This is a genomic window from Brachybacterium sp. EE-P12 (genome assembly GCF_003711805.1).
Classification (GTDB): Bacteria; Actinomycetota; Actinomycetes; order Actinomycetales; family Dermabacteraceae; genus Brachybacterium.
On the sequence record NZ_QXCP01000009.1, the window covers coordinates 484,559 to 498,056 of the forward strand.

Genomic DNA, 13,498 nt, shown 5'->3' on the forward strand with positions numbered 1-13,498 from the left:
CGAGCGCCGCGTGAGCGCACGGTGGATCCACGGCCCCGCGACGGGGTCGCGACGGACGGGCCGCGAGCGACGCGGCGAGGAAGGACGCAGGCAACGTGACAGGCGGACGGCATCTGGTGATCGTCGAGTCCCCGGCGAAGGCGCGGACCATCGGCCGGTATCTGGGCGATGAGTACGACGTCAAGGCGTCGGTGGGCCACATCCGCGACATCCCCGTGCCCCGCGACCTGCCGGCCGAGATGAAGAAGGGCCCGTACGGGAAGTTCGGCGTCGACGTCGAGGGCGGCTTCGACCCGTACTACATCGTCAGCCCCGACAAGAAGAAGACCGTCGCGGAGCTGAAGAAGGCTCTCAAGGAGGCCGACACCCTCTACCTCGCCACCGATGAGGACCGCGAGGGGGAGGCGATCGCCTGGCACCTGCTGGAGACCCTCAAGCCCAAGAAGTCCACGCCCGTCAAGCGCATGGTGTTCCACGAGATCACCGCGGACGCGATCCGCGGAGCGCTCGATAACACGCGCGACCTCGACACGAGCCTCGTCGACGCGCAGGAGACGCGGCGCATCCTGGACCGGCTGGTCGGCTTCGAGCTCTCCCCGGTGCTGTGGCGCAAGATCAAGCCGTCCCTGTCGGCCGGTCGCGTGCAGTCCGTCGCGACGCGCCTGGTGGTCGAGCGGGAGCGGGAGCGGATGGCCTTCGTGGCCTCCGACTACTGGGACGTGACCGGCACCTTCGGCCCCGACGCGGAGCAGTTCACCGCCAAGATCGCCACCGTCGACGGCGCGCGCGTGGCCACCGGCAGCGACTTCGCCGACGACGGCACCCTCAAGCCCCGCGCGAAGAGCGCGACGGTGCTGACCGAGGCCTCCGCCCGCGAGCTCGTCGAGACCCTCGGCGCCACCCCGGCGACCGTCACCTCGCTGGAGTCCAAGCCGTACACGCGTCGGCCCGCTGCGCCCTTCACCACCTCCTCGCTGCAGCAGGAGGCCAGCCGCAAGCTGCGTCTCGGCGCGCGCCAGGCGATGCGGGTCGCGCAGTCGCTGTACGAGAACGGCTACATCACCTACATGCGCACCGACTCGGTGACGCTCTCCGGCGAGGCGATCCGCGCCTCCCGCTCTCAGGCCGCGGAGCTCTACGGCTCCCGGTTCGTGCCCGACAAGCCCCGCTACTACCAGAACAAGTCCCAGGCGGCGCAGGAGGCGCACGAGGCGATCCGCCCCGCCGGCGACCACTTCCGCACCCCCGCGGACGTCGCCGGGCAGCTCTCGGGCGACGAGTTCCGCCTCTACGAGCTGATCTGGAAGCGCACCGTCGCCTCGCAGATGGCCGACGCGAAGGGCACCACCTCGACCGTCGAGCTGCAGGTGGAGAACGAGGGCCGCACCGCGACCTTCCGCGCCTCCGGCACCGTGATCACCTTCCGCGGCTTCCTCGCCGCCTACGAGGAGGGGCGCGACGCCTCCCGCTACGCGGACGACGACAAGGGCGGGGACAAGCGCCTGCCGCAGATGGAGGAGGGCCAGTCCCTCCCCACCCGCGAGCTGGTGCCGGACGGCCACACCACCACCCCTCCCCCGCGGTACACCGAGGCCTCGCTGGTGCGGGCCCTCGAGGAGCGCGGCATCGGCCGCCCCTCGACCTACGCCTCGACGGTCGCCACGATCCAGGACCGCGGCTACGTGCTGCGCCGCGGCACGGCGCTGGTGCCCTCGTGGACGGCGTTCGCTGTGGTGCGTCTGCTCGAGGAGCACTTCGGACCGTTCATCGACTACGACTTCACCGCCCAGATGGAGGCTCAGCTGGACCGCATGGCCCGCGGCGAGCTGGGCCGCGCGGACTACCTGCGCTCCTTCTACCTCTCCGATGGGACCGACGGCCCCATCGGGCTGAAGCCCATGGTCGACCACCTCGGGGAGATCGACGCCCGCGCGATCAACTCGATCGAGATCGGCGAGGGGATCACCCTGCGCGTGGGCCGCTACGGCGCCTACGTCGAGCAGCTCCCGACCGACGAGGACGGCGACGTCGTCGAGGGCGCGGACCCGCGCCGCGCGAACGTCTCCGACGAGATCGCGCCCGACGAGCTCACCGTCGAGAAGGCGAAGGAGCTGCTCGAGCGCGCCAAGGACGACGGCCGCGTGCTCGGCACCGATCCCGAGACCGGCCACGAGATCATCGCCAAGGACGGCCGCTACGGCCCCTATGTCACCGAGGTGCTTCCCGATCCGGAGGAGACCGGCGGCAAGAAGGTCCCGAAGTCCAAGCAGCCCAGGCCCCGCACCGGCTCGCTGCTGAAGTCGATGGACCTCTCGACCGTCACCCTCGAGGACGCGCTGAAGCTGCTGAGCCTGCCGCGCGTGGTCGGCACCGCCGCGGACGGCACCGAGATCACCGCCCAGAACGGCCGCTACGGCCCGTACATGAAGAAGGGCACCGACTCCCGCTCGCTGGAGACGGAGGAGCAGATCTTCTCGATCACCCTCGAGGAGGCCGAGAAGATCTACGCCCAGCCCAAGACCCGCGGCCGGGCCGCGGCCAAGCCCCCGCTGAAGGAGCTCGGCACCGACCCGACCTCGGAGAAGCCGATCGTCATCAAGGACGGCCGCTTCGGCCCGTACATCACCGACGGCACCACGAACGTCTCGCTGCGGGCGACCGAGAAGGTCGAGGAGATCACCGAGCAGGTCGCGATCGAGAAGCTCGCGGAGAAGCGCGCGAAGGGCCCCGCGAAGAAGAAGGCCCCCGCCAAGCGCTCCACCACCACGCGGAAGAAGTCCACGGCCGCCAAGAAGTGAGCCGGCGCCTCGCGCCCCCGATCATCTCGGGTCGTCGCCCCTCGCCGGGGGTCGACCCATCGGCACCACCGGGCCCCGTCCACCTCGCCGAGGAGGGCGGGGTCCGTCGGCTTCCCGGCGGAGGGCGGGGCCCGTCGCGCGATCACCCCGGCACCCTCGATGCCCGAAATGTCCGTATTCGAGCGGAAAGCGGTCAGGAGTGCGCGCACCTGGGTCACGACGCGGCGTCGTCGGCACCCGAGGCACGCCACGACCAGCGGATCTGGCTTACAGTGTGCGCACGTGCTCTCAGAGGACTCACGAAGGAGTGATCTCATGGATCGACGACCGAGTCGGCGCACGGTCATGGCCGGGACCGCGGCGGCCGCCGCGGTCGGGATGACCGGATGCCTGCAGAATCCCGATCCCAGCCGCGGCGGCGGCGGAGGCGGCTCCGAGAAGTACACCGAGGGCGAGGTCCCGGGGCCCGGGTCCGTCAGCGTCCTCGGCGCCTTCGGCGGTCAGGAGGAGGAGGCCTTCATGGCCTCGCTCGCCCCCTTCGAGGAGGAGACGGGGATCTCCGTCCAGTACACGCCCGACCAGGACTTCACCACCACCATCCAGCAGCGGGTGGGCTCCGGGGATGCTCCCGACGTGGCGCTGTTCCCCCAGCCGGGCGGCCTCTTCGACCTCGCTGCGCAGGGGCACATCACCGCGATCGACGCCTTCCTCGACTACGACGCCCTGAACTCGACCCTGATCCCGGGCTTCCTCGACTCGGCCCGCTACCAGGGCCGCGTGTACGGCGCCCCGATGAGAATGGCGTGCAAGTCCCTCATCTGGTACCCGAAGAAGGCGTACGAGGAGGGCGGGTACGCGACCGATCCCGCCACCATGCAGGAGCTCTACTCGATCGCCGACGAGATCAAGGACACGGGCATCACCCCGTGGTCCGACGGCTGGAACGCCGACCAGGCCACGGGCTGGGTGGGCACCGACTGGATCGAGGAGTTCATGCTCCGGGTCCACGGCCCGGACGTCTACGACGAGTGGATCCACCACCGCATCCCCTTCAACTCCCCCGAGGTCGTCGAGGTCTTCGACATCGTGGGCGAGCTGCTGAAGACCGACGGGAACGTGCTGGGCGGCCCCACCACGATCATCAACACGCCCTTCTCCGAGGCGCCGCTGCCGCTGTTCGAGGACCCGCCCCGGGCGATGTTCGTGCGGCAGGGCAACTTCGTCACCGGCTTCTTCCCGGAGGACATCCTGGCGAACATGGACGAGGAGGTCGGGGTGTTCGCGATGCCCACCTGGGAGGGCGGATTCGAGGGCCAGCCGATCCTGGGCGGCGGCGACCTCGCGGCGCTGTTCACCCTCAACGACGACTCGGTCGCGCTGATGAAGTTCCTGACCTCCCCGGATTTCGGCGCCGAGTGGGCGCAGGCCGGCGGCTGGCTCAGCCCGCACAAGACCTTCGACACCTCCCACTACGCCGACGAGACCACGCGGCGGGTCGCGGAGATCGCCTCCAGCGCCGAGGTCTTCCGCTACGACGGCTCGGACGTCATGCCCAACGCCGTCGGCGGCGGCAGCTTCTGGACCGGCATGGTCGAGTGGCTGAACGGCTCGAAGAGCGCCCAGCAGGTGTGCGACGAGATCGAGGCGGGGTGGCCGCAGTGACCGCCACGGAGACCCGCTCCCCGGACTCGCCCCCGATCCCGCCGCGCGAACGGGCGGGCTCCCCCGCCCGTCCCGCGCTGCTGATCCTCGGGGCGATCGGGCTGGTGGCGACCGTGTGGCTGGTGTGCAACGCGTTCCTCGCCTTCGCCTACTACCCGCAGTGGTTCCTGCACTCCAAGCTCCTCATCGGCGCTCTGGGCCTTGTGTTCGGCATCGGCGGCGCAGTCGTGTTCTTCCGCTTCCTGAACATGATCATCGAGGGGCTCCCCTCACGGCTCAGCGAGGGGCTGATCCCCTACGCCTTCCTGCTGCCGGCGCTCGCCCTGCTGGGCCTGATGCTGATCTACCCGACGGTGCAGACGATCGTGTACTCCTTCGCGAACGCCGACTCCACCGCCTGGGTGGGGCTGGACAACTATCGGGCGATCTTCGGCTCCGGGGCGTTCTGGCAGGCCATGCTGAACAACTTCCTGTGGATCCTCATCGTCCCGCTGATCACGGTCGCCTTCGGCCTCGCGGTCGCGGTGCTGGCGGACAAGCTCTCGGCCACCGGCGAGCGGGTCTCGAAGTCGATGGTCTTCCTGCCGATGTCGATCAGCTTCGTGGGCGCCTCGACGATCTGGGGCCTGATCTACGCGTTCCGCCCGCCCGGCGCCTCCCAGACCGGGCTGCTCAACGCGATCGTGGTGGCGCTGGGCGGCGAGCCGCAGGCGTGGCTGCAGATCGACGCGGCGCGGCTGAACTCGCTGCTGCTCATGGTGATCCTGGTGTGGCTGCAGACGGGCTTCGCGATGGTGCTCATCAGCTCCGCGATCAAGGGCGTTCCCGAGGACACCATCGAAGCGGGCCGGATGGACGGTGCCGGCGAGGCGCGGATCTTCTGGCAGATCATCTTCCCGCAGGTGCGACCCACCCTGCTCGCCGTGTTCATCACGGTGCTGATCCTGGTGCTGAAGGTCTTCGACATCATCTACGTGATGACCAACGGCCGCGACAACACCGACGTCATCGCCAACCTGTACTTCCGCAAGCTGTTCGTGGAACGTCAGGCCGGGGAGTCCTCCGCGATCGTGGTGGTGCTGCTGGTGCTGATCGTCCCGATCCTGATCTACCAGGTGCGGTCCTTCAAGGCGCAGGAGGCGAACCGATGATGGGCACGATGAAGGATGGCCGTCCCCGTTCCCTGCTCGCGATCGTCACCATGGTGGTGCTCGCCCTGCTGTGGACCGTCCCGACGATCGGGCTGCTGGTCACGTCGTTCCGCGCTCGCGAGGACGTCGCCTCCTCGGGATGGTGGGACGCGCTGCTGAACCCCTTCGGCGCCGGCTGGACGCTGGCGAACTACGAACGGCTCTTCGAGTCCACCACGGCCGGGTCCTCGCTGCTGAACTCGGTGATCGTGGCGGTGCCGGCGACGGTGCTGCCGATCATGTTCGCGGCCTTCGCCGCGTACGCGTTCACCTTCATGCGGTTCCCGGGCCGCGAGCTCCTGTTCATCCTCATCGTCGCGGTGATGGTGGTGCCGATCCAGGTGGCGTTCCAGCCGATGCTGGACCTGCTCGGTCCGCGCGGCCTGGGGATCAACGGGCAGTTCGTGGCGGTGTGGCTGCTGCACACCGGCTTCGGGATGCCGCTGGCGGTGTACACGCTGCGCAACTACATGGCCACGCTGCCGAACTCGGTGATCGAGTCGGCGAAGATCGACGGCGCCTCGCACTTCCAGACCTTCTGGAGGCTCGCCGCACCGATGTCGATGCCGGCGATCGCCGCCTTCGCCACCCTGCAGTTCCTGTGGGTGTGGAACGACCTGCTCATCGCGAAGCTGTTCCTGGGCGGCGGGGCGAACAAGACGGTCATCGTGGACCTGCAGCAGATGCTGGGCACCCAGGGACAGGGCGAGGAGCTGCTGACCGCAGGCGCCTTCCTGTCGATGGTCATCCCGATGATCGTGTTCTTCTCCCTGCAGCGCTTCCTGGTGCGCGGCATGACCGCGGGGTCTGTCAAGGGCTGAGCGACGGCAGCGTCTCGAGCCGATTCAGCCATCGGCGCAAACCCGTCCACAGCGTCCCCGGCACCCCCGTGGTGTCGGGGACGCTCGATAGATTGGACCCCATGAGCCAGACCGACGAGACCCGCGGCGCCGCGCTGCCCGCACTGGTCCTGCCCGAGTCCGCCGTCCCCGATCCCGCGGGCGCTCCGGGCCTGCGCTGGGGCGTGATCTCGCCGGGGCACATCGGCACCCAGTTCACGCAGACCGCGCATCGGGCGACGGCCTCGCGCGTGGTCTCCGTCGTCTCCCGCTCCGCCGAGCGGGCCGCGGCCTTCGCCGCGGAGCACGGCGTGGAGCGCTCCTTCGACGACGTCGGCGCGATGCTCGCCGCGGGCGGGCTGGACGCGGTCTACATCGCCTCCCCGCACGCCCAGCACCATGCGCTCGCCCGCCCCGTGCTCGAGGCCGGCGTGCCCGTGCTGGTGGAGAAGGCGTTCACGCTGAACACCGGCCAGGCACGCGACCTGCTCGACCTCGCCCGGGACCGCGGCGTGTTCGCGATGGAGGCGATGTGGGCGCGCTTCCTGCCGCAGCAGGACGTGCTGCGACAGGTGCTCGAGTCCGGGCTGCTCGGCGAGATCGTCGAGGTCACGGCCGATCACGGGCAGGCGATGCCCACCGATCCCGCTCACCGCATGAACGCTCCGGAGCTTGGTGGCGGCGCGCTGCTGGACCTGGGCGTGTACCCGATCTCCTTCGCGCAGATGGTGCTCGGCGACCTCGGCGATCTCGCGGTGCGCGGCGAGCTGTCCCCCACCGGCGTGGACGCGAGCGCGAGCCTGCTGGCGCGCGGCGCCCGGGGCGGCACGGCCCGCCTCGGCACGACGCTGCGCGCCCGCACCCCCACGGAGGCGCTCGTCTCCGGCACCGCGGGCATCGCGCGTCTGGCCGGGGCGTTCTTCGCCCCGGGCACCCTCTCCGTGGAGCTGCTGGACGGCCGTTCGGCGCGCTTCGAGCATCCGGGCGCGCCCGAGGACGGGATGGCCTACGAGATCGCGGAAGCGGCCCGCCGGATCAGCGCCGGGGACCTCGAGTCCCCGATCATGAGCTGGGCGGACACCCTCTCCGTGATGGAGACGATGGATGCGGTGCGCGCCGCGCTCGGCGTGGTCTACCCCGGGGAGGAGGCGGCATGAGCCTGCTCGAGGAGGACCACCCTCTCGGCGATCACCCCCTCGGCGATCGCCCCCTCAGCGTGCCGGCGCTGCGCGTGCCGGCCACCCATCCGCCGCGCCGCGGCGTGTTCATCTCCTTCGAGGGCGGGGACGGGGCGGGCAAGTCCACCCAGATGAAGATGCTGCACGACCATCTGGTCACCGAGCGCTCCGTCGACGAGGACCTCGTGCTCACCACCCGCGAGCCGGGCGGCACCCCGCTCGGGGAGAGCATCCGCGAGCTGCTGCTGCACGGGGAGCACGTCGATGCCCGTGCCGAGGCGCTGCTGTACGCGGCCGACCGCGCCCACCACATCGCCACCGTCGTGCGGCCTCATCTCGCACGCGGCGGCCTCGTGCTCGGGGACCGCTTCCTCGACTCCTCCGTCGCCTATCAGGGTGCGGGGCGGGAGCTGGAGTCCGATGAGATCGCGGCCCTGTCGCTGTGGGCGGTCGGCGGGCTCCTCCCCCATCGCACGATCCTGCTGGACGTGCCCACCAGCGCCCTGGACGAGCGCCGGGACGAGACCGGCCGGGACCGGCTCGAGCGGGCCGGTCTCGAGTTCCACGAGGCGGTGCGCGAGGAGTTCCTCGAGCTCGCGCGCGCCGACCCCGAGCGCTTCGCGGTGATCGACGGGACCCTGCCTCGCGAGGAGGTCCATGCCGCGGTGCTCGCCGCCGTCTCCGAGGTGCTGAGCCTGTTCGACCCGACCTTCGAGCCGGCGCCCCCGCCGCGCCACCGGGACGAGCAGTGAGCACGGTGCAGACCGATCTGAGCGGGCAGCCCGGTCAGCCGGCGCCCTCCGCGCCGGGCGTGTGGGCGGATGTCGTGGGCCAGGACGCGGCGGTCGCGCAGTTCCGTCGTGCCGCCTCGCCGGGCGGCTCGCTGGCCCAGGCGTGGCTGATCACGGGCCCGCCCGGCTCCGGCCGGTCGACGGCCGCGCGCGCCTTCGCAGCGATGCTCCAGTGCGACCACGGCACCGGGTGCGGGCAGTGCCGCGCCTGCCGCACCTCGCTGGCCGGCACGCACCCGGATGTCACCGTGGTCGCGACGGACAAGCTCTCCATCGCGAAGGAGGAGGTGCGCTCGCTGGTGATGACCGCGCAGCGCGCCCCCGCGACGGGGCGGCACCGGGTGCTCGTGGTCGAGGACGCGGACCGGATGAGCGCCGGCACCTTCAACGTGCTGCTGAAGTCGATCGAGGAGCCGCCTCCGGCGACCGTGTGGATGCTGTGCGCCCCCTCTGCGGAGGACCTCGCCCCCACGATCCGCTCCCGCTGCCGGCTGGTGACCCTGTCGGTGCCCGGCTCCGACGTGGTCGCCGAGCTGCTGCGCCGACGCGACGGCGTCGAGGAGGACCTCGCCCTGCGGTCAGCGCGCGCCGCGCAGGGTCATATCGGTCTCGCGCTGCGCTACGCGACGCAGGAGGGTGCTCTCGCCGCGCGGGTGGAGTCCGCGCGCACGCTGCTGGGGCTGCGCGGCGCCGGGGAGGCGGTCCTCGCCGCCCAGGCCCTGGTGGAGCGGGCGACGGCCGAGGCGAAGGAGCACGCCGACCAGGTCGCGCTCGAGGAGAAGGCGCGCTTCCTGCGCTCGGCCGGGATCGACGACGGGAAGGTGCCGCCGTCGCTGCGCTCGCAGGTGCGTCAGCTCGAGGAGGACGCGAAGCGGCGCCAGACGCGTCTGGTCCGGGACGTGCTGGACCGGTATCTGCTCGATGCGCACTCGGTGCTGCGCGATGTGCTCAGCCGTCAGCTGGGTACGGGCGCGGAGCTCGTGAACGTCGACGTGACGGGCGAGATCGAGCAGGCCGCGGCGCAGGGCACGGGCCGGATCACCCTGTCGCTGCTGGAGGCGGTGCAGGAGGCGCGGGAGAGGATCGCCGGCAACGTGCCGCCGCTGCTCGCCGTCGAGGCGCTGCTCACCCGGATCGCCGTCTCCCAGCGCTGACGCCCCGCGCCGCGCCCCGGGGCCGAGCCCGTGCCCGTGCCCGCGAGAGGGTTACTGGAAAGCCATGTGCGCCCCTGTTCCGGATCTGGAACAGGGGCGCACATGGCTCGTGGGTACCCGGCACCGGGGCGACCGGGGAGGATCAGTCCTCGGGCGAATCCGCCTCCGGGACCTCGTCGGCGAGCGGTGCCGCCGCGGACGAGGACTCCTCGGCCGGCGTCGCGTCTCCGGCGGCCTCGGCCTGTGCCTCGGTGCCGCCGCCCTCGACGACCTCGACGTCGAGCTCGTCGACGATCACGTTCCCAGCGCGGGGGATCTCGTGCTCGCCGTCGTCCTGGCCCGTCTCGGAGTGGGCGCCGCAGCCGAAGTCGAGGTGGACCACGCGACCGTCGGCCGGGGACCACTCGTTGGTGCACACCCCGAACTCCTGGCGCAGCGATCCGGAGAGCTTCATGAGGAAGCCGCAGCTGGTGCAGCTCGCCTGGACGGTGCCGCGACGACCGCGGGAGGAGATCTGGCGCGGCCCGAACTCCCCGGCCAGCCAGCGCTCGGCGGCCTCGGAGCGACCCTCCGGGGAGAGCACGCGGGCGCGGCCGAGGCCGAGCTCCCACTGCGCGACGCGGTCCTCGTCCTCGTCGCCGGTGGCCTCGTAGCCCTGCTCGAGCCGCTCGTCCTGCTCGCGATAGGGCAGCAGGTCCTCGGTGCCGACGTCCTCGGGCCTCAGCCGCTCGGACCAGGGCTCCCAGTCGGGGGCGAGGATCGCGTCCTCGCCCGGCAGCAGCGCGGTCTCGGCGACCGTCGCGGCCTTCGCGCGGGAGGCTCGGGTCAGCACGACCACCCAGGACCAGCCGCGGTAGCCGGGCATCGTGCACTCGAAGACGTGCGTGACCAGCCGTTCCCCGGAGGCCTCGACGCGGAGGTGCTCACCGACCTGTCCGGGCTCGGTGACGTCCGCGAGCGCCTCGCGGGCGAGCTCGACGGCGGCCGCGGCGACCGCGTCGAGCTTCGGGCGCGCGGTGCGGGGGCGGCGGGGGGCGGTGGTCGGGGACGTCATTCTCAGGCCTCGAAGTTGTCGGCGACGGCTCGCAGCACGGTGGCGATCTTCTGGGAGTGGCCGCGGTCGGGATACCGGCCGTGGCGCAGCCCGGTCCCGGCGTCGTCGAGGAGCCGGATGAGGTCCTCGACCATGCCGGCGAGGTCCTCGGGCTTCTGGCGGCGGGCGCGGGCGACCGACGGGGCGGGCTCGAGCAGCTGCAGCGAGAGCACCTGCGGGCCGCGACGGCCGTCGACCATGTCGAACTCGACGCGGGCGCCGGGACGCAGGGTCGTGACCCCCTCGGGCAGGGTGGTGGCGTGCACGTACACGCTCTGACCGTCCTCGTCGTCGAGGATGAAGCCGAAGCCCTTCTCGGCGTCGTAGAACTTCACCTTGCCTCGTGGCACCTGGATCCCATTCCTCATCTGGTGGTCGTCGCGGTGTGTTCCTGGATCCGGGGCGCGTGCGGACCGTGCGTGCCGGCCGCCTCCGCCCCGGAGGCTGCCGGAGCGGGTCCGGCAACGCTCCATGCTATCGCGCGGCGAGCGGGGGCGGCGAGCCGGTTCTTCGGAGGTGACCACGGCCACCGCCCGGGTCGACGGGACTGCTCAGCGGCGCCGTTCGGGCGGGATCTCCCGCACCGGTGCGTCGTCCGGGACGGGATCGAGACCGAGCCCGGCGAGGACCTGCTCGAGGATCATGGCGGTGAAGCCCCACACGAAGGCATCCCCGGGCAGCTCGAACACGGGACCGACGTCGTGCCCGCCGAGCCGGCCGCGCCTGCGCAGCGCGGGATCGCCCAGGGAGCCGGGCCCGGTCAGCGGCGCCCACACCAGGCGCTCGACCTCCACCGGGTCCTGCACCCCGAGCGGCGGCGGCACGGTGGACCAGCTCAGCACGGGGATGACCCGCTGGCCGCGCCAGGGCATCGGGATCGGGGCGAAGGCGCCCAGGACGTGCACGTCCGCAGGGTCGAGCCCGGTCTCCTCGCGCGCCTCGCGCAGGGCGGTGTGCACGTCGTCGCGGTCGCCGGGGTCCCGCTTCCCGCCGGGCAGGGAGAACTGACCGGGCTGGGAGCGCAGCCCGTGGCCGCGCTCCTCGAGCACGAGCCGGGCGGAGCCGAGGTCCCTGCCGGCGACGTGGATGAGCACGGCGCTGCGGCGGCCGCCGTCGGCCGGCATCGGCGGGGAGCCGCGCCGGGGCCGGTTCTGGACGAGCACCTCGCCTCGTCGGGCCCGGGCTGCGAGCGGCGCGAGGAAGCCCGCGCCCTCCGGCAGACCGCCGCCGGCGGAACTCATGCGACCACCTCCGCGCTCGGGCAGATGTCCGCCAGGACGCACTGGCCGCAGCGGGGCGTGCGGGCGGTGCACACGCGGCGTCCGTGGAGGATCAGACGCAGCCCGAGCATCGTGAGGTCCTCGGCCTCGGCACCGGTGCCGTCGGCCGCGAGCCGGGCCACGACGTCCTCCTCGACGGCGCGCGGATCGGTGGCCGAGGTCCAGCCCAGGCGGCGAGCGAGTCGGCCGACGTGCGTGTCCACGGCCAGCAGGGAGTGGCCGAACCAGGCCCCGCGGACGACATGCGCGGTCTTGCGCCCCACCCCTGGCAGCGCCTCGAGCGCCGCCTGGTCGTCGGGGACCTCTCCATCGTGGTCCGCGAGCAGCGCGCGGGAGAGCCCGATGATCCGACGCGCCCGGGTCGCCCCCATCCCGAGGGGCCGCACCTGGGCGGTCACCTCCGCCTCGTCGGCCGCGGCGAGCGCGGCGGGGCCGGGCCAGCGGGAGAACAGCCCGGGCGTGACCTGATTGACGCGCACGTCCGTGGTCTGGGCGGAGAGCACCGTCGCGACCAGCAGTTCGAAGGCGTCCGTGTGGTCGAGCTCGGTGCGCGCCCCGGCGTGGAGCTGCTCGAGACGCTGTGCGACGAGCCCCGCGTCCGCGGGGCCGCGACGCGGCTCCGCAGCGGTCCGCACAGACGTTCTGCTCGACATGCCGGAGGCCCTTCCTTCCCGGGAGATGGGCGACGACGCCATGAGCGCGATAGTGTTTGACCATCGTGTGACAGCCGCCACCGCTCAACGTGGCGTCCGCCACAGGTTGCACAGCACGGTCCCGACATGTCGGGACCCCACATCCAGGAGGTTCCGTGGACGAGAACATCGTACGGTCGTCGCCGCTGTTCGCCGCGCTCGACGAGGACGGCAAGCAGGCCGTGCTGGCGTCGATGAAGCAGGAGGACTACCACCGCAGCGCCATCATCTTCCGCGAGGGGGATCCGGGCGATCGGCTCTTCATCATCGGCTCCGGCAAGGTCAAGGTGGGCCATGCCTCGGGGGACGGCCGCGAGAACCTGCTCGCGGTGCTCGGCCCGGGCGAGACCCTCGGCGAGCTCTCGCTCTTCGACCCGGCGCCGCGCAACGCGACCGCGACCGTGGTCGCCGAGTCGACGCTCTACTCCCTCTCCCAGCAGGACCTGTACCGGGTCCTCGCGCAGCGTCCGGAGGTGGGCCGCCATCTGCTCGCCTCGCTCGCGCGTCGTCTGCGCAAGACCAACGAGTCCCTCGCGGACCTGGTCTTCGCCGATGTCCCCGGCCGCGTGGCGAAGAACGTGCTGGACCTCGCCCAGCGCTTCGGCCGCCAGACGGACGACGGCGTGATGGTCGCCCACGGCCTCACCCAGGAGGAGCTCGCCCAGCTGGTCGGGGCCTCCCGCGAGACCGTGAACAAGGCCCTGGCGGACTTCGCCTCCCGCGGCTGGATCCGGCTCGAGGCCCGCGCGGTCCTGATCGTCGACGTGGAGCGCCTGCGCCGCCGCGCCCGCTGAGGCCCGCCGGGCGCGCCCCGCGCCGAC

12 protein-coding genes are annotated in these 13,498 nt (G+C 71.9%); 8 read left to right on the forward strand and 4 right to left on the reverse strand.

Features of this window, described 5'->3' with window-relative positions:
• Positions 1 to 95: 95 nt before the first annotated feature.
• The 7 genes from topA to D1648_RS14550 all read left to right on the forward strand — a co-directional run bounded on the left by topA (position 96) and on the right by D1648_RS14550 (position 9,612).
• Entirely contained in the window at positions 96 to 2,798 is a 2,703-nt protein-coding gene (topA, locus tag D1648_RS14520; RefSeq protein ID WP_122943096.1) for a type I DNA topoisomerase, read from the forward strand.
• A 315-nt stretch (positions 2,799 to 3,113) separates the two neighbouring features.
• On the forward strand, positions 3,114 to 4,460 hold the full coding sequence (locus D1648_RS14525; protein WP_122943098.1) for an ABC transporter substrate-binding protein: 1,347 nt from the start codon (positions 3,114 to 3,116) through the stop codon (positions 4,458 to 4,460).
• On the forward strand, positions 4,448 to 5,611 hold the full coding sequence (locus tag D1648_RS14530; RefSeq protein WP_122943100.1) for a carbohydrate ABC transporter permease: 1,164 nt from the start codon (positions 4,448 to 4,450) through the stop codon (positions 5,609 to 5,611). The genes D1648_RS14525 and D1648_RS14530 overlap by 13 nt, the downstream gene beginning before the upstream one ends.
• 8 nt (positions 5,612 to 5,619) lie before the next feature.
• A complete protein-coding gene (locus D1648_RS14535; RefSeq protein ID WP_241155512.1) occupies positions 5,620 to 6,471 on the forward strand; it encodes a carbohydrate ABC transporter permease in 852 nt (283 codons plus the stop codon).
• 101 nt (positions 6,472 to 6,572) lie between these two features.
• Complete coding sequence (locus D1648_RS14540) at positions 6,573 to 7,646, forward strand: Gfo/Idh/MocA family protein (RefSeq protein WP_122943105.1); 1,074 nt, start codon at positions 6,573 to 6,575, stop codon at positions 7,644 to 7,646.
• Positions 7,643 to 8,419 carry a dTMP kinase gene (tmk, locus tag D1648_RS14545; protein WP_122943107.1) on the forward strand — a complete coding sequence of 259 codons (777 nt, stop codon included), beginning with the start codon at positions 7,643 to 7,645 and terminating at the stop codon, positions 8,417 to 8,419. The genes D1648_RS14540 and tmk overlap by 4 nt, the downstream gene beginning before the upstream one ends.
• Positions 8,420 to 8,424: 5 nt before the next feature.
• Positions 8,425 to 9,612, forward strand: a complete 1,188-nt coding sequence (locus tag D1648_RS14550) for a DNA polymerase III subunit delta' (RefSeq protein WP_241155525.1) — start codon at positions 8,425 to 8,427, stop codon at positions 9,610 to 9,612.
• A gap of 142 nt (positions 9,613 to 9,754) precedes the next feature.
• Here D1648_RS14550 and D1648_RS14555 read toward each other — a convergent pair whose 3' ends face one another.
• The 4 genes from D1648_RS14555 to nth form a co-directional block, all read right to left on the reverse strand.
• Positions 9,755 to 10,666 carry a DUF3027 domain-containing protein gene (locus tag D1648_RS14555; protein WP_122943109.1) on the reverse strand — a complete coding sequence of 304 codons (912 nt, stop codon included), beginning with the start codon at positions 10,664 to 10,666 and terminating at the stop codon, positions 9,755 to 9,757.
• Positions 10,667 to 10,668: 2 nt separating this feature from the next.
• Positions 10,669 to 11,055: a cold-shock protein gene (locus tag D1648_RS14560; protein WP_122943111.1), complete on the reverse strand. Its 387-nt coding sequence runs from the start codon at positions 11,053 to 11,055 to the stop codon at positions 10,669 to 10,671.
• Positions 11,056 to 11,256: 201 nt separating this feature from the next.
• Positions 11,257 to 11,946 (reverse strand): CoA pyrophosphatase, encoded by a 690-nt coding sequence (locus tag D1648_RS14565; protein ID WP_122943113.1) that lies wholly within the window; start codon positions 11,944 to 11,946, stop codon positions 11,257 to 11,259.
• Entirely contained in the window at positions 11,943 to 12,638 is a 696-nt protein-coding gene (gene nth, locus D1648_RS14570; protein WP_122943115.1) for an endonuclease III, read from the reverse strand. The genes D1648_RS14565 and nth overlap by 4 nt, the downstream gene beginning before the upstream one ends.
• A gap of 155 nt (positions 12,639 to 12,793) precedes the next feature.
• Between nth and D1648_RS14575 the strand changes: the two genes are divergently transcribed.
• Entirely contained in the window at positions 12,794 to 13,471 is a 678-nt protein-coding gene (locus D1648_RS14575; protein WP_015776602.1) for a Crp/Fnr family transcriptional regulator, read from the forward strand.
• Positions 13,472 to 13,498: the final 27 nt, after the last annotated feature.